Source organism: Mesorhizobium sp. M0016 (assembly GCF_040324035.1).
Lineage (GTDB): Bacteria > Pseudomonadota > Alphaproteobacteria > Rhizobiales > Rhizobiaceae > Mesorhizobium.
The window spans coordinates 192,730-212,538 of sequence record NZ_JAMYVM010000003.1; the positions used below are offsets into that span (position 1 = coordinate 192,730).

15 protein-coding genes are annotated in these 19,809 nt (G+C 60.6%); 14 read left to right on the forward strand and 1 reads right to left on the reverse strand.

Annotation, left to right across the window (positions count from 1 at the left end):
* The first annotated feature begins 373 nt into the window (after positions 1-373).
* Together NKJ88_RS06070 and NKJ88_RS06075 are read left to right on the forward strand one after the other, a co-directional pair.
* Positions 374-5,725: a phage tail tape measure protein gene (locus NKJ88_RS06070; RefSeq protein ID WP_352443751.1), complete on the forward strand. Its 5,352-nt coding sequence runs from the start codon at positions 374-376 to the stop codon at positions 5,723-5,725.
* Positions 5,725-6,105, forward strand: coding sequence for a hypothetical protein (locus tag NKJ88_RS06075; protein ID WP_352443752.1), 381 nt, complete (start codon positions 5,725-5,727; stop codon positions 6,103-6,105). The genes NKJ88_RS06070 and NKJ88_RS06075 overlap by 1 nt, the downstream gene beginning before the upstream one ends.
* Here NKJ88_RS06075 and NKJ88_RS06080 read toward each other — a convergent pair.
* The gene (locus tag NKJ88_RS06080) at positions 6,102-6,443 is read right to left on the reverse strand and encodes a hypothetical protein (protein WP_352443753.1); all 342 of its coding nucleotides are present in this window, start codon (positions 6,441-6,443) and stop codon (positions 6,102-6,104) included. The genes NKJ88_RS06075 and NKJ88_RS06080 overlap by 4 nt on opposite strands.
* Positions 6,444-6,533: 90 nt before the next feature.
* Between NKJ88_RS06080 and NKJ88_RS06085 the strand changes: the two genes are divergently transcribed.
* The 12 genes from NKJ88_RS06085 to NKJ88_RS06135 all read left to right on the forward strand — a co-directional run bounded on the left by NKJ88_RS06085 (position 6,534) and on the right by NKJ88_RS06135 (position 19,710).
* On the forward strand, positions 6,534-7,019 hold the full coding sequence (locus NKJ88_RS06085) for a phage minor tail protein L (RefSeq protein WP_352443754.1): 486 nt from the start codon (positions 6,534-6,536) through the stop codon (positions 7,017-7,019).
* Positions 7,016-7,510, forward strand: coding sequence for an NlpC/P60 family protein (locus NKJ88_RS06090; RefSeq protein ID WP_352443755.1), 495 nt, complete (start codon positions 7,016-7,018; stop codon positions 7,508-7,510). Before NKJ88_RS06085 ends, NKJ88_RS06090 begins: the two co-directional genes overlap by 4 nt.
* A gap of 1 nt (position 7,511) precedes the next feature.
* Positions 7,512-7,805: an MPN domain-containing protein gene (locus NKJ88_RS06095; RefSeq protein WP_352443756.1), complete on the forward strand. Its 294-nt coding sequence runs from the start codon at positions 7,512-7,514 to the stop codon at positions 7,803-7,805.
* Entirely contained in the window at positions 7,802-8,359 is a 558-nt protein-coding gene (locus tag NKJ88_RS06100; RefSeq protein ID WP_352443757.1) for a tail assembly protein, read from the forward strand. The genes NKJ88_RS06095 and NKJ88_RS06100 overlap by 4 nt, the downstream gene beginning before the upstream one ends.
* Entirely contained in the window at positions 8,359-9,423 is a 1,065-nt protein-coding gene (locus NKJ88_RS06105) for a hypothetical protein (protein WP_352443758.1), read from the forward strand. The genes NKJ88_RS06100 and NKJ88_RS06105 overlap by 1 nt, the downstream gene beginning before the upstream one ends.
* Positions 9,424-9,471: 48 nt before the next feature.
* The gene (gene gpJ, locus NKJ88_RS06110; RefSeq protein ID WP_352443759.1) at positions 9,472-13,710 is read left to right on the forward strand and encodes a TipJ family phage tail tip protein; all 4,239 of its coding nucleotides are present in this window, start codon (positions 9,472-9,474) and stop codon (positions 13,708-13,710) included.
* Positions 13,707-15,308 carry a hypothetical protein gene (locus NKJ88_RS06115; RefSeq protein ID WP_352443760.1) on the forward strand — a complete coding sequence of 534 codons (1,602 nt, stop codon included), beginning with the start codon at positions 13,707-13,709 and terminating at the stop codon, positions 15,306-15,308. Before gpJ ends, NKJ88_RS06115 begins: the two co-directional genes overlap by 4 nt.
* Before the next feature lie 67 nt (positions 15,309-15,375).
* Positions 15,376-17,553 (forward strand): hypothetical protein, encoded by a 2,178-nt coding sequence (locus tag NKJ88_RS06120; protein ID WP_352443761.1) that lies wholly within the window; start codon positions 15,376-15,378, stop codon positions 17,551-17,553.
* Positions 17,554-17,663: 110 nt separating this feature from the next.
* Positions 17,664-18,440 (forward strand): hypothetical protein, encoded by a 777-nt coding sequence (locus tag NKJ88_RS06125; protein ID WP_352443762.1) that lies wholly within the window; start codon positions 17,664-17,666, stop codon positions 18,438-18,440.
* Positions 18,441-18,531: 91 nt separating this feature from the next.
* Entirely contained in the window at positions 18,532-18,897 is a 366-nt protein-coding gene (locus tag NKJ88_RS06130; protein ID WP_352443763.1) for a hypothetical protein, read from the forward strand.
* A 5-nt stretch (positions 18,898-18,902) separates the two neighbouring features.
* Entirely contained in the window at positions 18,903-19,127 is a 225-nt protein-coding gene (locus NKJ88_RS32985) for a DUF7940 domain-containing protein (RefSeq protein ID WP_502904735.1), read from the forward strand.
* A 1-nt stretch (position 19,128) separates the two neighbouring features.
* Positions 19,129-19,710 carry a glycoside hydrolase family protein gene (locus NKJ88_RS06135; protein WP_352443764.1) on the forward strand — a complete coding sequence of 194 codons (582 nt, stop codon included), beginning with the start codon at positions 19,129-19,131 and terminating at the stop codon, positions 19,708-19,710.
* Positions 19,711-19,809 lie beyond the last annotated feature (99 nt).

Here is a 19,809-nt window from a genome sequence, read left to right on the forward strand (position 1 = left end):
ACTACGATCTCCAGACAATCGTCGGCCTTAGAACACAATACGAGCTAGCTCTCGGGTATCAGACCTTCGAGTCGTTCCGGTTGGTAGCTCAAGAGGTACTCGGCGGTGGCAGCAAGTCATCGTCCCCGGCGGTGCCGGCGTCCGATGCAATCGGCAGTTTCGACGAGCTGGCTGCGGCCTTCTCCAACATCGGTGGCCTCATACAGTAGGAGTGACTCGTTTCGAGTCACTCCCCTCTGCCCCGACCCAACAATTCCCCTCCTAAGTCCTTATCTAACCTGGATACTTCAGACAGTATCGGGGTTCTTGGTTGTCCAACGACGGTAGCATCAATGTTGACTATGGATTAGATGCTAGTCGCGCCTCCGCTGAGTTGAAAAAGCTCCAGGCCGATCTTCAAGGCGTCACCGCCAATCTCCTCCAAGCCCAGAAGATCATCGAGACCCGCACCGACAACATGGTGTCGAAGCTCAGCGCCGCCATGGCGAAGGTCAACGCCGGCTCGGCCAACTACACCCGCAACATCCAGCGGCAGGAAGCCGCCCTCGGCCAGAACTTCGCAATGGCCGGCAAGGGGGGTCTCAGCGGACAGGCAAACGAGGCTGCTCTTCGCTCCATCATTGCCGACGCGAAGTCGACCACGAAGGCGGTCACCGCCCGTCTGACCGACGAGCTGGTCAAGGGCTTCTCTCAGAACCTCCGCACCATGGACGCTGCCGTCCAGGCTCGCCTGCGGCAGGCTCAGTACAGCACCAACAAGCTGGTTCAGAACGCTTCCCCTCAGGTCCTGAACGCGAAGGCGATCCTCGACCAGCGCCGCACCGAGAGCATGCTGTACGAAGCAGCTAATGGCAAAGCAGCGCTGACCAGCCGGAACATCTCCGAGCGGATGAACGCCAATGGTGGCGCTGACATCGTCGGCATCCAGAGCCGGCTGTTGATTGGCTACCAGGCCCTGTCCCTCGCCTTCAATGCAGCGAAGGGTCTGAGCACGTTCGTAGTGCAGCTCGATGCCGAGTTCCACCAGTTCCAGGCGATCACCGGCGCGACCAATTCCGAGATGTCGGTCCTCAAGGATCGCCTGATCGAGGTGTCGCAGGCCAGCAAGTTTACAGCCCTTGAAATCGCAAAGGCCTCGACCATCCTCGGCCAAGCCGGTTTCTCCGCACGAGAAGTCGCTGACTCGATTGGCGCCATCAGCGTCCTGGCGACCGCCGCTGGTACCGACCTTGGTTCGGCCGTCGATGTCACGTCCAGCGTTCTATCGATCTTCAATCTGCAAGTCGACCAGACCGCCGACATAGCGAACACCCTGACTGCCGCCCTGAACCTGAGCAAGCTGACCATCGACAAGCTTGCGCTCGGCTTCCAGTATTCCGGTAACGTCGCCGCCCAGATGGGCGTCACATTCCAGGAGCTGACCGGAGTCCTTGGTGCTCTGTCCAACTCCGGTATCCGGTCGGGCTCCACGCTCGGCACTGGCCTTCGCCAACTGCTGATCGACATCCAAAACCCAAGCAAGGAGTTCAAGAAGACCCTCGACGGCCTGAAGCTGTCCGAGGAGGACGTGAACATCGAGAGCAACGGCCTCGTCAATGTCCTGAACAAGTTGAAGACCGCTGGCTTCACCAGCGCCGACGCCTTCGGTGCTTTCGAGGTTCGCGCTGCTTCAACCTACTCGGCGCTGTCGAACAACCTCGACCTGGCTTCCAAGCTCCAGGCTGAGTTCACGCTAAGCGCCGCCGCCGTCGAAGCCAACGCGATCCAGATGGAGTCGCTCGCCAACACCTCGACCAAGTTCGGTTCGGTCGTCGGCTCGCTGACCTACAAGGCATTCGCTCCGCTGCTCACGGTCTTGCAGAAGCTACTCGACGGGGCCGCGAAGGTGCTGTCGGTCCTCAACGAATTCCCAACTGTCCTGAACCTCATCGCCGTGGCGGCGACCGCCGTCGGCACCGCCCTCGCCCTGATGACCGCATCAGCGGTATTCCGCGGTCTCCTCCAGCTGGTGCCAATGATCGGCAGCTTCGCCGCTGCCACCGCTGGTGCCGCCGCCGCTACCGAGGGTCTTGGTGTCGCTGCCGCCGCTGCTGCGGCGCCCGCCGCCGGCCTCCTGGCTATCATCGGCATTCCGGTTTGGGTTGCCGTTGCTGCCCTCGCCACAGCTGCGGCTGTCGCTTACGTCGCGTTCGGCTCCAGCGCCCTCACGGCTGCTGACCGCGTCGACATCCTGCGTGGCCAGGTCCAGGAGCTGGAAGGCGATCTCGCTGCCACCACTGGCCAGGTCGAAGCCATCGACCAGACCATCGCCAATCTCGTGCGCCAGAAGGCGGCTCTTGATGCCGATCCTCTCCAGCGCCGGGCGAAGATCCTCGAAATCAAGCAGGCCTTCAAAGAGCTGGCCGGCGAGATCGACACCAGCACGGCTTCTGTCCAGGATCTGATCGAGGCCCTCGACAAGTTGAAGTCGGGTGACTTCTCCAAGAACGCCAAGGTGTACGGTGCCCTGATCGAGGCCGAGAAGGCTTTGCTCGAACAGAGCCAGCGCAATCAGTCGACCCTGCTGGCAACGTCCGACACCTACGCCATCGGTGACAAGGCTGCGAAAGCAGCTGGCATCACCGGCGGCTCTGCCAAGCGTTCTGACTTGCCGTACCTGGTCGAGCAGGCGCTCGGTCCTCAGTTCAAGGACATCGCCGCGTTCATCGCAGGCCTGAGCGGCCCTCCGAAGGACAGCTCCCAGGTGCAGGGCTACGGCGCTCAGATCAACCTGACCAAGGCTCAGAGCACTCGTGAGCTGAGCACCCTGATGGCTCAGAAGGAGCTGGGCAACTCGACGCCGGATATGGAAGCCCGCATCGAGCAGCTGACCAAGACCGTCGATTTGCTCGATGCGCTGCAAGCCGGCCTCACCCCGCTCATCACGCTGTCCACGCAGATCGACGCATCCAAGGCGAAGCTCGACCGGCTGAACACCGAAGACATGCTGAACGCGGTGAAGAACACCGAGGCGTTCGCCGACATCAGCCAAAAGGTCGTGTCGCTGTCGGCCGACCTGGCTCGCGACACCAGCAAGGCGTTCCGCGACACCCGTGGCAAAAGCTCCAAGCAGATCATGGACGGGCTCAATGCCCTGTCCGATGTCTACGCCGGCCGCATCGCCGACATCCAGCGTCAGGGCTCGACCTTCGTCAACGACATCATGAAGGCCAACCCGACCTTCGACCGCTCCAAGGTCGAGACGATGGTGAAGCAGTATTTGACCGACGCCACGGCTTCGATCACGAACCGCATCTCCGCTCGCGCCACCACCGAGAACAAGCTCTACCAAGCAATCCAGGAGGATGTGCTCAAGGAACAGCAGAGCACCATCGACAAGGAAATCCAGTCGCTCCTGAAGCTGACGGGCAAGAGCTACACCAAGGAAGAGCTGAAGATCATCGAAGACGCGATGAAGGCGAAGTTCGACCAGAAGCGGAAGCTGACGGCCGAAATCTTTGACGCCAAGATCGCAGCCGCCAGCGACGACGCCAACAAGACCGAGCTGGAGCTTGGCCTTCGCGAAGATCAAAAGCAGATCAACCAGGCTGAGCAGGATTTCCAGAACGCGATTGCCGATCAGGCTCAGCAGAATGCCGTCAACCAGCTGAAGGCCATGAAGGAAGCCGTGGACGCCGATGCCAGCGTCCTCGAAGGCAAGATCAAGAACCTGATCGAAGCTATCCGCAAGTCGCGCCCAGGCCCGGCCATGGACGCGCTGATCGCTCAGTTCAACACGCTCGCCGCCGAGCTGGCGAAGCTCCAGGCGTCCTCAGGCTCGCTCGACATCCAGGCGATGACGCTGACCGAAGGCAAGCCTCTGGCCGGCTCTGTGGCCGACCGCGCCGCTGCCGACATGAAGCAGTTCATCCAGATGGGTTACAGCCAGGCCGCAGCCTCCGGTTTGGTTGGCAACTTCATCACCGAGAGTGGCTTGAACCCCGGCGCGACCGGCGACGTTAGCGACAAGACCGGCCGGCCGACCGCGTTCGGCAAGGGCCAGTGGCGCTTCGACCGCTGGGACAACTTGCAGACGTTCGCCGCCGGCCAGCACGGCTCGCCGTACGACAGCTCGATCCAGAACCAGTTCGCGGATCAGGAACTGAAGACCAAGTTCCCCCAGGTCTACGCCGCCCTGATGGCTGCGAAGACGCCGGAGGAAGCTGCCCGTATCGTGATGAACGGCTACGAGAAGCCGAACGCCGACCCGGCGATCAACCACATCAACGACCGTATCGGCAACGCTGTCACTCTCGGCAAGGGCGACTACGCCGCCGACAACCAGAACATCGAAGACGCGATCAAGGACCGCACGAAGGCCGAGCTGGATGCCACGACCAAGGCGATCAAAAGCTCCACCAACTTCTCCGTCAAGAACGCAACCGAGCAAATCCAAACGCTGGTCGCTCAGTCGAAGCTGGCCTCCGACCCTGAGACGGTCAAGAAAATCCTGACCTCGGTCAACGATCAATATCAGCGGATCATCGACGCCAAGACCAAGGCGTTCGACCAGGAGAATGCTCAGGGCCTGACGGACAAGGACGAGGATGTCATTGCCCAGCGCACCGACATGCTGGAAGGCCTCCGCTCCGACCGCAACCAGAAGGTCGCCGGCCTGCTGGAGGAGTATTGGGACCAGCTCGACAAGAAGACCAACGAGCCGGTGCTTGCCGCTCAACGCGCCCTCGACGCCGCCCAGCTGCCGGAGAACGCCAACAAGTTCACTGGCTCCCAGATCATCGACCTCAGCAACAATGTGAAGCTCGCTGAGCGCAAGCAGCTGCTCGACCAGACCGCAGCGGCCGAGCAGCTCCTGACCCAAATCCAGAAAGAGCATGCTCAGGCTGAAGCCACCTATGGCGCCGCCTCGGCCGAAGCGAACTTCTGGCTGTTGCAGGAGATCGCGGCCAAGAAGCGAGCTGTCGATCTCGGCTTGCAGAAGAACGCTGTCGATGCCGCTACGGTGCAGCAGGGTCCGTCGATAGTCGCCGCGATCCAGAGCGCGAACCGTGCCTGGGAAATCCAGAATGGTCTCGTCGACGAAGCCGGCAAGATGGTCCCGCTCGCGTCTCAGGTCGAGAAGGCCTGGGGTCCGATCCTCGACAACCTGACCAACTCGTTCCAGACCCTGTTCATGGACCTGGCCAGCGGTACCATGTCGGCGACCGAAGCCTTCAAGGCATTCGGCCTGAGCGTCGTCCAGTCCCTGATGCAGGCCATCGCCAAGGCGCTCGCCCTCCAGGTGGTCATGAGCCTACTGGGCGGCAGCGGTGGCGGCGGCTTTGGTGGCGACATCCTGGGCGGGCTGCTGGGCTCCGTAGGCATGGCTCTGGGTGGTGGCGTGAAGGGCGCGGCCCTTGGTGAGATGATCCAGGGCACCGGCGCCCGTGACAGCGTCCTGCGCAAGCTTATGCCTGGTGAATTCGTGCTCCGTCAGTCGGCGGTCTCGGCCATCGGCACGGACAAGCTCGATGCGCTAAACAACGCCGGCAACAACATCCGCTCGGAGAGCCTGACGCCGCCGACGAACGACAACAAGTCCAGCGGCACCGTCTTGAACGTGTGGGTGGTCTCGCCTGACCAGGTGCCGGGTCCGAGCCCGACCGACATCATCGCCACGGTTGCCGACAACATCCAGCGTCGAGGCAGCTTGAAGACGCTCATCCAGCAAGTGGTGGCAGCATAATGGACACGTTCAACTTCCCCATGCACACCCTTGCGGCGAAGTATCCCGAGAGCAGCGCCAAGATGACTTTCGGCCGAGGCTACGAATTCGCCTCCAAGCCGAAGGGACCGGACCAGCTGACCTACACGCTGGCCTTCAAGGGCATGTGGTTCTTCCTGAACAGCAATGGCACTCTGGACTTGGCCACCCGGCCAACCCTTAACATGGCGGTGCTGGAGAACTTCTACGTCGCCCACCGGCTCTACGAGAAATTCATCTATCCCCACCCAGCGCTCGGCAACGTCACCGTTCGCTTCGACGTGCCGCTCGACTACAAGATCATGGAAGGTGGCAACGGCCTCGTTGAGCCGTTCACCATCCAGCTGCTGACCCAGCCTTAGGAAGCGCCGGCGCACTCGGTGTAGTAGTTCTGCGGGGAGTTGATGCCCACGTCGGTCACCTGACCGTGGCTGAAGGTCACGAAGGCCACCGTCGGCCCGTAGCCGCCGAAGCTGTTCTTGGCATAGAACGTCGCGCAGACTTGCCACTTCCCGTTGTTGCCCACGCCTGAGTTGCGCTCGATGTAGGGCTTAGTGACCTTCATCTCCTTGACTGAGAACGGGTCCTTGAGCCGGGGCGTGATCGCCGCGATAGCCTTCTCTCTGTAGCCGGCCGGCGCCGGCTCTGCCGCCACCGAAGCTGAAACACACCCACTCAACAGCGCAAGCGTAACGATCAAGTATCTCTTCATATCAAACCCCAGTTGCTTAACCCCATAGACTAAGGGGCACGACTGGAATGTTCAAGGCCTCGTCACTATTTAAAGACCATGACGGCACCGGTATCCCATCTTGCCGAGGCTCAGAAATTAACCGCTGACGCCCAGGTCGACCTCTATACGATCAAACTTCGAAACGAGGACACCTTCTTTCGCTTCAAAGAGGGGGAGACTAAAACCTGGCAGGGCAATCCCTACGAGGGAGTAGCCGTCAAAATCTCAGGCGACACTCGCACCGCAGACGGTGAAGAGTCCAAGCCGCAGCTGGTGGTCATGAACCCCCTCGGCGTCTTCAACCTCGCGGCCAAGCGTGGCGATCTCGACCTCGCCTTCGTCACCCGCAAGCGTGTCCTCCTCGTGAACCTGGAAGCCGACGCCAACATCTTCGAACAGCGGATGTGGCAGATCGGCCGCGTCCCCCAACTGATCTCCGGCCAGTCGATCACGTTCGAGCTGAAGAACCTCACTGAGGGTGCCAACTTCCAAATCCCTGTGCGGATTTACATGCCGCCGGAGTTCCCCACGGTGTCACTATGACCTTGAAGCACCAGCATCTCCTCGGTCTTCCCTTCGATTATGCGAACGTCAACTGCTACACGATGCTGCGTCGGTTCTATGCCGACAACTTCGGAATTCACTTCCCCAACTATGCCTGCCCAACCGAGTTTTGGAAGCACGGTCTGGACCTCTACATCACTCGCGCACAGCGGCTCGGCTTCAAAAGCCTCGATTGCCACCCGTCCGAGTACCAGTTTGGCGACGTTTTCATCATGTCTATCGCTTCATCTATAGGTAATCACTGCGGTATCCTGGTTGAAAACGGGCAGATGCTCCACCACTTCTACAATCAATTGTCCGACATCACTCCCTACAAAGGGGTTTATCGGAATACCACGGTCGCGGTGTTCCGTCACAAGGATGTCAAGCTGAGTGGATCACAGGACACCACACCACTTAAAGACCTCGTCTCTTCTAACACTCGGCGGAAAATTGATGAAGCCCTCAAGGATGTCAAAGTCCCTTCTTAGCATGTACGGCGGCGACGTTGAGCGTGTTGGGTTTGTCCTGAAGAACGGTAAAGTTATCGAGGTCCAGAATATTTGTGAGAACCCGGCTGAAGGGTTCGACGTGAGCGGCGAAGACATCGCACTGTATGCGTTGACCGCCCGTGCTACTTGGCACACTCACCCCAATGCCAGCCACAACCTGTCTGCCAACGACTTCAACACTTTCCTGAACTGGCCCGAGCTGGATCACTACATCATCGGCAACGACGGTATCCGCAAGTATATCGTTGAGGACGGTGAGGTCCTGATCGCATGAGGCAAGTCTATCTCCACGGATACCTGTCTGCCTTCCACGATGGTCCGATCTCGGTCGAGGGCAGCACCGTGGCAGAGGTGGTCGAGTCGATCACCCGGCAGCTCCCCGGCTTCGCCCCGCGCCCGGTCCTCGGCCGTCATCGCATCAAAGTGGTGGGCTGCGAGACGGTCCAGTCCCTGCACACTCCCCTTGGCGATCAGGAGATCATCCACATCGTCCCGCAGCTCAATGGCGGCAAGAGCGGTGGCCTCGGTCAAATCCTGATCGGCGCCGCCCTCATTGGCTTGGGCCTCTTCACGTTTGGCGCGACAACGTTCTGGGGCTCGATGCTTCTGAAGGTCGGCGCATTGGCCGTCCTGGGCGGCATCAGTCAGCTCCTGGCCCCGACGCCGGAGAACGACACCAGCAAAGATCAGAGCCGCTACCTTGGCTCCCCCAAGAACACTGTCGCCATCGGCACCCGCATCCCGGTCCTCTACGGCGAGGACCGCGTCTTTGGGCAGTTCCTATCCTTCGACATCAACGCCCGTGAATTCCGGAGAGGCAGCTCATAATGCGACCACAAGAACAGATCATCCGTGATGCCATTCAACTCATGGGCGGCTTCCGCCCAGCTGCCCGGTACTTGCGTGAGCAGGGTTACGACATCAGCGAGTCGGGCATCCGAGGCATGAAAGCCCGTTGGCAGGAACCCGAGTACGACGACGTGGAGCTGGAGCGCGAGTTCCCGCAGGCCTATGAGCCGACCCCGGCCATCGACATCGAGGAGCTGGTCGCCCGCCGCATTGGCCAGTTCGCCCGCAAGAAGGAAATCTACGACCGGGACAAGTTGATCCAGGTCCGCGTCAACCGCGACGGCCCCATTGGTCTTGGCTTCTTCGGAGACATGCACCTTGACGACGATGGCACCGATCTCGCCGAGGTCATGGACCACGTCTCAATCTTCGACGGTTCGGTCCCAGGTCTCTACGCTGGCAACGTCGGTGACGCTTTCAACAACTGGGTAGGTCGCCTTGAGCGGCTCTACGCCGAGCAGAGCACGACTTCGAACGAGGCACTGGCCTTGGTCGAGTACGTCCTGAAAAAGATCAACTGGCTCTATTACACCGACGGCAACCACGACCTGTGGAACAAGGGTGGCGACATCCTGAAGATGATCCTCAAGGGGAACACGCTGGTTCACAAGAGCACCAAGGTGCGGCTTGCTCTGCGTCTGCCGAATGGCCGGAATGTGAAAATCTATTCGGTCCACGGCTTCCGTGGCCGGTCGCAGTGGTCGGACGTGTTCGGCGCTGGCAAGCAGGCGCAGCTCGACGGTGAGCATCACGACATCTACGTCGCGGGTCACACCCACGTCTCCGGCTACACCCACGGCATGCGGCCCAGCTCGGAGCGTATGTGGCACGGTCTCCAGATCGCGTCCTACAAGAAGATCGACCGCTATGCAGAGGAACTCAATCTCGATCCGAAGGACCTCTACAACTGTCCCGTCGCCCTGATCGATCCTCACGCAACCAACGAGGTGAACTTCATTCGCTTCGAGTTCGATCCCCATGAAGGTGCCGAGCGTCTCAAGTGGATGCAGCAGCGGTACCAGGCTGGTAAATCAGCCTCCTAACTACCATATGCGGACGACCAAACACTACGGGTTGAAATGACGCTTCACATGAGCCGCCCCCTGTCTGGATCAGCAGGGGGTAGCAAGCCAAAGAGAACTCCTGACAACCTATTTTCTACAGACTCTGTTGAGGTCGTTCTTGGCCTTTCTGAAGGCCCAATCGAAGGTCTCGTCGACGGCGGTAAGACCTTCCTCATCGGCGAGACCCCACTTCAAAACGTAGACGGCGAAAACAACTTCGACTCGTTCGAGCTGATCATTCGTGAAGGCTCCGAGATCGGCGAAGAGATCGTCTCCCGGTCGGGCGGCTTCGGCTCCTCCACCGATGTCTCCACCGAGCTGACCACCAACGTCCCGGTCATCCGCCAGGGTCTCCACACCAACATCGACTACATCGACTTCCGAGTGGTGATCAACCACCTGGAGAAGGTCACCGACAAGGGCAGCTTCAACAACACCGGTAAGGTGAAGTTCGAGTACCGCGCAACGGGGGCCTCGTCCTGGATACCCGTCAGCACCCTGGCACCGCCATCCAGCATCATCGGCGACGGCTTCGCTGCCTTCTTCGGCATCCTGAACAAGGTCACGTCCAAGGCATCGCCGGGCGACCGCACGACCTTCTGGACCTCGTCCACGCCGATCACCACTGAGGACAGTGGTATCTGGTTCAACAGCGGTTCTCTCAATCACCCCAAGACCTGGAACGGCACGGCTTGGGTCGAGTTCGGCGGGATCGCTTCAGCGACCGTCGGTGCCTACCTGGTCTACACCTGGTCGGAGAAGTCCTCGTGGGGAGCCGACAAGGCGACCAAGGCCTACACTGGTGGGCTGCTGCCGCCGACCGGCGTCGAGCAAGGCGACTACTGGCTGAACGACAGCGACAGCATCGTCTACTTCTTCAACGGCTCGACCTGGATCGTGGCCGGCTCCTCGCTGGCGCCTGGCTCGTTCGGTGGGTCGGACAACGATACCGTCGTCAACGGCGAGCTGCTCATCACCGGCAAGACGACCAGCCCGTTCGTAAAGGAGTTCCGCTTCGCGGTGCCGAGGAGCGAGACCGACACCTACCAGCTGCGTGTCACGAAGACGAGCCCGGCCAACACGACCCAAAAGTTCTTCGACGTGACCTGGGAGAGCTTCCAGGAAATCACCGCGGCGCCTTTCAAGTTCCCTGGCCTTGCCACCGCCCAGCTCACGGCTCGCGCCTCTGACCAGTTCTCGTCGATCCCGGACTTCTCCGGCATCTACCGGGGCCGGATCATCCGCATCCCGAGCAACTACAACCCGACCACCCGCGTCTACACCGGCGTCTGGGACGGCACCTGGGTGCTCTCCTATTCGAACAACCCGGCGCTGGTCGCGAACGACCTGGTGCTCAACGACCGCTATGGCATGAATGCCTACTACCCGGTCGTGCTCAACAAGTACGATGTCTACGAAGCCGCCCAGTGGTGCGACACGCGCAACGCCAACGGCAACCCTCGCTTCACCTTCAATGGACAGATCACCGACCCGACCAACGGTCGCGAGATGATCGACTACATCTGCGGCATCTTCGGCGGCCGGTTCTTCGATGATGGCAACGGCAGCGCCGTCATCCGTCTCGACAAGGACACGAACGCCGTCGCGATCTTCGCGCCGGAGAATGTCGAAGGCGGCATCTTCACCTACTCGTTCACCGAGATCAGCACCCGCTTCAACGACATCACGGTCACGTTCGTCAACCCGGACCTGAACTACAAAGAGGACCGCCGCCGGGTCTTCGACCAGACGCACATCGACCGCTATGGCCGCATCCCGAGCAACTTCATCGCCGTGGGTTGCCGCAGCGCCGAAGAGGCGATCACCCGTGGCCGCTACAAGCTGATCACCGGCGTCTCTGAAACCATGATGGTCAACTTCAAGACCAACCGCATGGCTCAGTTCATGAACCCCTATGACATCGTCCTGATCTCGGACGATGACATGGACGCCGGCCTGTCAGGCCGCGTCAAGGAGTTCGCCAGCGCCATCCACATCACGCTCCGCGATGCGGTCTACCTGGAGCCGGGCTTCAACTACAAGATCGTGTTCCAGTCGATCAACGAGACCACCGGCCTGTATCAGGTCGAGGAACACAACATCATCCCCGGCACCAGTGGCGCCGTCAGCGACCTGACCCTTACGGCTCCGATCACGGCCGACCTCCCGGACAATGCGGTGTTCGCTATCCGCACGACCGACGACACGGCGGCACCAATGGCCTTCCGCGTCGTGAGCATCGCCGAGGTCGAGGGTGATCCCGACGCCGTCGAGGTGTCCGCGATCTACGTGAACCGCCTGAAGTGGCTGTACGTCGACGGCATCATTGAGGACTACGAGAACGCCCAGAACTACGACGTGCGGGCAAACGTCAAGCCTAACCCGGTTCCCAATCTCCGCGTGTCGGCGACGACCAGCATGCAGGGCGCTGTCCCGATCTACAATATCCTGCTCGACTGGGATAACAGCCCCAACAACCTGGTCACGCGCTACCAGGTCTTCGTCAGCAAGGACAACGGTCCTTTCGGCCTGCTCGGCGAAACGTCGTCCAGCGCCTACCAGTGGGACAACGTCCCGCTCGGCGAATACGTTTTCAACGTGGTGGCGATCACCGTCAGCGGTCGCGAGAGCGATCCGGCCGTCATCGAGCACCGCTTGGTTGGCGACTGGCGATCGATCCCCGGCGGCTCGGGCCTTCGCTTGCAGGACGAGCCTTTTGAGACTGTCTTCGAAAGCCGCTCGCCGAAGTTTGCGTGGGACCCGGCCACCTATCCTGAGCATCAGGATTACCGCATCCGCATCATCAACGACTCGTCCTTCGTCCTCTACGAGACGTTCACCACCGAGCTGTTCTTCGTCTACGAGCAGACCCTGAATACCACGCTGAACAGCGGCACCCCGGCCCGTTCGTTCACCATCGAGGTAACCTCTCGCGACCAGTACGGCACCATTGCCGGCGCTCAGCAGCTGTCGGTCAGCAACACCGCCCCGGCGGCGCCCTCGCACCTGATCGCCGATCCGAGCGCCGACCAGGTCATCATCCAGTTCGAGCAGCCGACGATCCGCGACTACGCTGGTGTCCTCGTCTACAAATCGACCGTCCCGGATTTCACGCCAGCCCCTGGCGACCTCGTCTACCAGGGCGCGAACAGCAACATCTCGATCCAGTGCGACCGTGGCCACACCTATTATTTCCGCGTGGCCATCTATGATTTCTTCGGAACGCAAGGGCTCAACTTCGCCCCGCAGCTGTCCGTCGTCGTACCGACCGAGGCTCAGGAGATCAGCGCGACCGTCGTGTCGATGCTTGCCGGCATCTCCGGCCAGGTCTCGTCGCTGTTCGACTACGTCGAGATGGTCGCCGGCAACTCGGCCATCCACAATGCCTCTTCCGAGATCGTCCGACAGGACATCACCCAGAGTGTGGCCAACGCCTTCGCCACCATCGCCAAGGAGTCAGAGGTTCGCGCCAACGCCATTCAGGCCGTCGCGAACGACGTGACCGTGCTCCAGACGCACGTCACCGACCTGGAGACGCTCTCCACCGGCCAGGCATCGGCCATCAGCAGCCTCCAGACCCAGGTCAGCGCCAAGCCGGCGGTGTTCCTCCAGGCGGCTGCACCGGCCACCACCGGCCCTACTGGCTCGATCTGGATCGACAGCGACGACAACAACAAGATCTACATCCTGCAAGCCGGCGCGTGGGTCGATGCCTCGGTCGCGGGCATGACGGTGTTCTTCCAGGCTAGCCCGCCTACCACGACCGTGCTGGGTGCCCTGTGGTACGACAGCGACGACAACAAGCGCATGTACCGCTGGAACGGTACTGTGTGGCAGGATGTGAGCGACAGCCGCGTGTCGGCCCTCGCGACCGCCATGACGGCGGTCGAGGCCGGGGTCGATGATGCAACTGCATCTGGGCTCTTCAAGATCGAGACTTCGGCCGGCTCTGGTTCGGTCCTTGCCCGCCAGACGATGTACGTCCGCGCCAGCTTGTCCGACACCTTCAAGCAAGCCGGCCTGGTCATCGAGGTCTACACGTTCTCGCCGGGCGTTTTGAAGACCCGCATCGTTCTGAACGCCGACCAGATCGTGATGACCGACGGCACCACGACAACCAACCCGTTCATCTACGAGGGCGGTGTCCTGAAGCTGGTCACAGCCAAGATCGGCACAGCCATCATCGACAAGTTCCAGACCACTTCTGGCAAGACCCAGATCGGCACGTTCACCGGCGGTGCCGAGGGCGTGAGGATTTTCACATGAGTTCGATCTTCGCGATGGAGTCACAGCCTGGGATCGGTCCCGTGCTGCGGATCATGAACGACGCCGCCTGGGACCCCTTCACCACCGACCCCTCCGAGATCGGCAAGATGCAGTTTGACAGCCGCCATGGCACCAAGCTCAGCTACGTCTACGACATCTACCTACAAAGCTATGACAGCCGCTACAACGCGGGCGGGTCCAACCGATACTATGGCTTCGACAACCACGATTTCGATACGGTTGTTAGCACCAGTTTTTCCGCCCTAGCAGACCGCTCCGCAGGTATCATCTGGGGCCAGTCCGGATCGGGGTCACAGCAAGTCCAGTTGTACAAGGAGTGGTGGAACTTTGGGTTCATGCCTATTGTGGAAATTCGGAGTCGCTTCAATCAACTCCCAGGCCACTTCGATGGCGCACATGTGCAATACGAGGTCCCTGACGGGATCGGGGGAGGCTATGGCAACGTCACCAGCGGTTCTGCTAATTCTATTGGAACTTCGATACAGATTTTCCCTGATATGACTAGCAAGGAATGCTACTCATACATCACGAAGACTGCGACGTCCGGCACTCATATCGATTACCTACTTTCAGTCTTCCAACTCCCCCTCCACAATGATCCTATCCCCGACAACTCCACCACTGTGATAGGTGGACAGGAGGTTCTTTGCATCCTGCCCACGAAGGCCAGACTGGCTCTACCGGGCCGGGATGTCTACGACACAAATCCAGAGAACTACATTTTTCACGAGGACAAAATCCCGGCGAAGATTATGCGCGCCGGCGACGTGAACGTAGCGGGCAGTGGCACCGCCGACATCATCTGCCCCCTGCCTTTGACACCGTATACCTACATGGACTTCATGGTGAAGAAGCAGGCGGACCCCGAGTTCTGGCACCCACCATATTTCAACGGTGTAGCATCCAATGGCGACTACGCCTTCAACTACGAAGTGAAGAGCGACCGCATCACCATCACGAACTTGACCAGCACTGCGATCACCGTTCGCTTCGTCATCCATGCGGACAGCGAGGCTGGCTACACAACCGGCGGCAGCAAGGTGCTGGTCGTCGAGCCCACCTATGTCCAGCTCAAACGCCCTGGATCATCGGACACTGCTCCGAGCATGAACGATATCATCGTCGACACCCGACTGGCATACATGCCCATCTTGGCTGAGGGATACTTACCGTGGAACTCCACGGGCTTCCCAACGGTGATCACCGGAAGCAACCGCTTCAAGGGCGAGCGGATGGCAACCGTCAGCATCCCCAATCCAGACCCTAAGCTCAAACTGTTCATTAAATCTGCCGTGCTCTTCGACCTTCGCGCTGAGAACCCGGCTGTTGGTGGATACCACAGGGTGTTTGCCGACAACACCGGCTCCTGGATTGGCCGCGCCAGTTGTGACAGCTCATGGGCGAACGTCCATGCCGACGAAACGGCAGTCGACTTTTACATGTCGGGGGACAACCCACGTTTCGTAGACTCCGGCGGCGCGTCATACATGACCAAGTTCCGCCCCAACGACACTCCCGTCAACACACCGGCCTTGGGCCTCCGCTATTACGTCTTCGGCATCCCCCAGAGCCTTTAGTCTATAGGGGTGCAGGAGCAGGGGCACGTCCCCATATAACTCCCACCCTCTCAACCCAGCCAGGTGCATGTTTTACTCAGCCGGAACTGTCTCGACACTCAATGGTTCAAAGACGATTTTGGGTGATGGCACTCTCTGGCAAGTGGCGAAAATTGGTGGAGGCATTCTCTTCCTTGAGGGTCAACTCCCGGCCGCAATCGATACAGTAACGGATGATGGTGAAGCCGAGCTGCTCGCTCCTTGGACCGGCGCCACGCTGTCCAACGCTCCCTACTACATCCTTCTCGCGACCGCCCAAGCGGCGAACGTCATCTTCTCGCACCAACTGCTAGCCGAGCTGTCGGCCGCTCTCTATGCGAAGACCCTTTTCAAACCCGACGCCTACGGCACCCTTGCCAATCGCTCGGCCTTCAACACCGCCGCCGCTGGTTTCATCTATGCGGTCCTGCCTACGGTAGAAGGCACCGGCCTGACGTTCTATTTCAAGCAATCGGTTACCTCGGGCGACTGGTCGCTCGGCGCTACGAATAGCGGCCCTGCTGGCCCTGCCGGTGTTGGCCTGACCTGGCTGACCGCCCCGTGGACCATCGGCAACGGCTATCTCGCCAACCAGGCCCTCGCCTACAACGGTTCCTCGTATCGCGTGAAGACGCCGCACACCGCAGCCTCGACCAACGAGCCTGGTGTCGGCGCATCCTGGACCACTTACTGGCATCTGATCGCTCAGAAAGGCAACACGGGCGCTACCGGTTCGACCGGCGCTACCGGTTCGACGGGCTTGACCGGCGACAAGGGCTGGGCACCCGCATTCTCGGCTGTGACCGACGGTGCTCGACGTGTGCTTCAGGTATCGGATTGGGTCGGCGGCACAGGGACGAAACCCGCCATCGGTGACTACGTCGGCGCAACTGGCCTGACCCCTACCCTCGCTTCAGCCGTTGATATCCGAGGGGCCACGGGCGCAACCGGCTCCACGGGCACGACCGGTTCCACCGGCTCTACAGGCGCGACCGGCGACAAGGGTTGGGCTCCTGTCCTGTCCGTTGTCTCCGACACCACGCGGCGTGTTCTCCAGGTCGCTGACTGGGTCGGCGGAACTGGCACGAAGCCCGCCACCGGCGACTACGTCGGCCCGTCAGGTCTCACGTCAGTCCTCGCGAACGCTGTGGACATTCGAGGTGCGACCGGCGCGGCCGGCGCCGGCTCGGGTGACATGACGATTGCTGTCTATGATCCGAACGGCAAAGCCGCTGACGCCTTCAGCATGACCAACATGGTCGAGGGCGCCACCAACAAAATCCTGACCTCAACCGAGCGGGCGAAGCTCGCCGCCATAGCCGCTGGGGCGACCGCCAACGACACCGACGCCAACCTCAAGAACCGCGCCAACCACACCGGTTCCCAGGTCGCCTCGACGATCTCCGACTTCGCAGCTGCGGTTGGTGCCATCCTCTCGGCCGCTATCGGCTCCACGGTCCAAGCCTACAGCTCGGTCCTCGCTGCCACGACTGCCGCGTTCACCACGGCCCTCGAAACCAAGCTGTCGGGCATCGCAACTGGAGCCACGGCCAACAGCACCGACGCAGCTCTGCGGGCTCGGTCGAGCCACACCGGCACCCAGACGCTGTCGACGATCTCGGACGCCGGCACCGCCGCGTCGAAGAACACGGGCGTGGCCGCTGGCAACGTCCCGTTGCTGGACGGCAGTGGCCTGCTGGACACGTCCGTCCTGCCGGCCATCGCGATCACCGACATCTTCACGGTTGCAAACCAGGCTGCGATGCTCGCGCTCGTTGCCCAGAAGGGTGACATCGCCATTCGGACGGACTTGAACAAGTCCTTTGCGCTCTCGACCAATTCGCCAACCACGCTGGCCGACTGGAAAGAGTTGCTCACGCCGACTGACGTTGTCCTCTCCGTCGCTGGCCTGACGGGCGCGATCTCCGCTGCGGCCCTCAAGACCGCGATTGCGATCACCGTTGCAGACATCACCAACGCTTCGGCCAACGGTCGTTCGCTGCTGTCAGCCGCCGACTACGCGGCGATGAAGACCTTGCTCGGCCTGGTCGTCGGCACCAATGTCCAGGCCTACTCTGCGGTCCTGGCTGGTACGACCGCCTCCTACACGACGGCTGAGCAGACCAAGCTTGGCTTGGTCGGCACGATGGCCAACCGGGCTGTCACGATCTCGACCGCAGCGGCCAGCGGCGGCGCCGACGGCGATGTCTGGTTGCAATACGTCTAATGGCTCGGATTGCAACTAACGTGGCTGGCGTCTGGAAGCCTACGTCGCCTTACGTGAAGGTCGCTGGTGTGTGGCAACCTGTTAGGCAGGCCTACACACGGGTCGCCGGTGTGTGGAAGCCGCTGTTCAATTTCAAGGATCAGCTCGACCACCTTGGCTTGTCGACCAATCTGAGGCTCTGCCTCGACGCTGGCGATGCTGTATCGCTGCCAGCGGCCTCGACCAAGTGGGTGGATCTTTCCGGCAACGGCTACGACTTCTTCCGTGGTGCAACCATCGGTGCTGAAACCAGTGATCCAACTATCAATGGCACCCCCGGCGGTCTGTCGTCCGCTGAGTATCTGTCCTTCGACGGCGGTGACTACCTGAAATACGATACCACTAACGAAACGTGGATGGAGAATTGCCATAAGGCCGGCGCTAAATTCACGTTCTTCGGCTGGTTCAATTTCAGCGGCTTTTCGGCAACGCAACGGCTGTGCGGCAACAGTATCTCGTCCAATGCCGCAAACACTGGCACCCGCTGGAATATGACGACAACTACCCAGCAGCTATTTATTTCCCGCGCTGGTGGGCAAGTCCTGGCGTTTGTAGCTAATCATGGCTCACCTACCGGATGGCAGTGCCTGGCCGTATCTATAGACGCGGCTGGTAACGCCGGCATCATGATGCAGAATGGAGCGTTCACGACGGGCACCGCTACTTACGCGACACCGTCTACCGGCGCGTCGACTGAGGGTTTTTGCGTTTGCGCCGCCGGAAATGGCGATGGCCCGCTACTAGCTGGCGGTCGCTGCGCTGGATTTATGGCTTGGGAAGGTCGCGCTTTGACCCAAGCTGAAATCACCAGTCTGTTCACCTCTACACGCGGCCGGTTCGGGGTTTGACACCGACCCGGCACGAGTCACTATGAGTCACGGGCGGCAAACACTCCCTTCCCCAACGTATTATATTGGTGGGACCAACTAGGGGTCCCTTATGCAACACGAAACGATCTCCCCCGCGAGATTTGAAGCGATGGAGCGTTCCATTACAGCCATGTCCGACCAGGTTGGTCGGGTGGCCTCGTACATGGAGCGACTCGTTCTCGTCGAGGAGCGCAACAGCACTCTGGCTATCTCGTTTCGGGAGCAGCGTGAGGAGACCAACCGACAACTCGAAAGCATCAATAACGTCTTCACCAAGGCCATGGACAAGCTGTCACTGGATCAGAAGGAAGATCGCGACAAGCACGAAAAGCTCTCGACCAACGTCACCCGCATCATGGCCGTTCTGGGTGTGGTCTCTTCCATCGTCATGGTCATCGTCCCGATCTTCATCGTCAATCTGGTCAACCGTCTGTAGCCACCATGTTCGCCAAGCTCACTCGCATCCATGAGAACTGGGACTCAATCCTTCTCAGAGCATGGAGCGTACGCTTCACCGTCTTGGCTGTGGCTTCCGAAATAATCAATCAGGCCTTCCCCTACCTGGATGGCTATCTCCCAATTCCCCAGCCTGTGTTTGGTCTGCTTGTCGGCCTCTTCGGTGGCCTCGCGATCTACGCCCGCTGCGTACCCCAGAAGGGCCTGTAACATGGCAATCAAATCTTCCGGCCGGGCTTCCAAAGCCATCGCCGCTGTCGTCGCTGTCGCCACCTCAATTGGCGGCGTTCTCTACGTCAACCAGACGCCGGCATCGGTGGAGCTGGCCGTCAACGCCTTGATCATCCCTTGGGAGGGTCTAGTGCTCAAGTCTCACTGGGACAAATACTCGAACCGGTATGACATCTGCCACGGCGACACGCTGATCAACGGCAAGCCGGTTCCGCCCCACATGACCAAGACCAAGGAACAGTGCCACGACATGCTCATGACCCGTGTGGTGAACGACTTCTACAAGCCGCTCACGCGCTGCATCAAGGGCTTCACCAGCCTGCCGGTGAGCCTCCAGGCCTCGCTGATCTCTGGTGCCTACAACTTTGGCGTAGGCGCACAGTGCAAATCCAGCGCCGCTCGGTTCGCTATGTCGGGTCAGTTCAACACGGCCTGCCTAGCCCAGATGGCCTTCAACAAGGCCGGCGGTCAGGTGGTGCCAGGATTGGTCAATCGACGGGGCATGGGTGACAAGCAGCGCATCGGCGAGGCCGAGCTTTGCGTGACGGGGTTGGCGAAATGATCGAGTTGGCCAGACCTTACGTCTTTGCATTTCTCCTCGGAGCCGCCGCTGGCGCCTTCACAGTTCTGGCCGTGGAGGGGCTCATTCTCTGGGTGTACC

What these genes read in the sequence shown, in the direction of transcription:
- NKJ88_RS06085 (WP_352443754.1), top strand. Translation starts at nt 6,534, where the DNA reads ATGACGGCACCGGTATCCCATCTTGCCGAGGCTCAGAAATTAACCGCT.
- gpJ (WP_352443759.1), top strand. Translation starts at nt 9,472, where the DNA reads ATGAGCCGCCCCCTGTCTGGATCAGCAGGGGGTAGCAAGCCAAAGAGA.
- NKJ88_RS06090 (WP_352443755.1), top strand. Translation starts at nt 7,016, where the DNA reads ATGACCTTGAAGCACCAGCATCTCCTCGGTCTTCCCTTCGATTATGCG.
- NKJ88_RS06115 (WP_352443760.1), top strand. Translation starts at nt 13,707, where the DNA reads ATGAGTTCGATCTTCGCGATGGAGTCACAGCCTGGGATCGGTCCCGTG.
- NKJ88_RS06105 (WP_352443758.1), top strand. Translation starts at nt 8,359, where the DNA reads ATGCGACCACAAGAACAGATCATCCGTGATGCCATTCAACTCATGGGC.
- NKJ88_RS06100 (WP_352443757.1), top strand. Translation starts at nt 7,802, where the DNA reads ATGAGGCAAGTCTATCTCCACGGATACCTGTCTGCCTTCCACGATGGT.
- NKJ88_RS06095 (WP_352443756.1), top strand. Translation starts at nt 7,512, where the DNA reads ATGTACGGCGGCGACGTTGAGCGTGTTGGGTTTGTCCTGAAGAACGGT.
- NKJ88_RS06135 (WP_352443764.1), top strand. Translation starts at nt 19,129, where the DNA reads ATGGCAATCAAATCTTCCGGCCGGGCTTCCAAAGCCATCGCCGCTGTC.
- NKJ88_RS32985 (WP_502904735.1), top strand. Translation starts at nt 18,903, where the DNA reads ATGTTCGCCAAGCTCACTCGCATCCATGAGAACTGGGACTCAATCCTT.
- NKJ88_RS06075 (WP_352443752.1), top strand. Translation starts at nt 5,725, where the DNA reads ATGGACACGTTCAACTTCCCCATGCACACCCTTGCGGCGAAGTATCCC.
- NKJ88_RS06130 (WP_352443763.1), top strand. Translation starts at nt 18,532, where the DNA reads ATGCAACACGAAACGATCTCCCCCGCGAGATTTGAAGCGATGGAGCGT.
- NKJ88_RS06120 (WP_352443761.1), top strand. Translation starts at nt 15,376, where the DNA reads ATGTTTTACTCAGCCGGAACTGTCTCGACACTCAATGGTTCAAAGACG.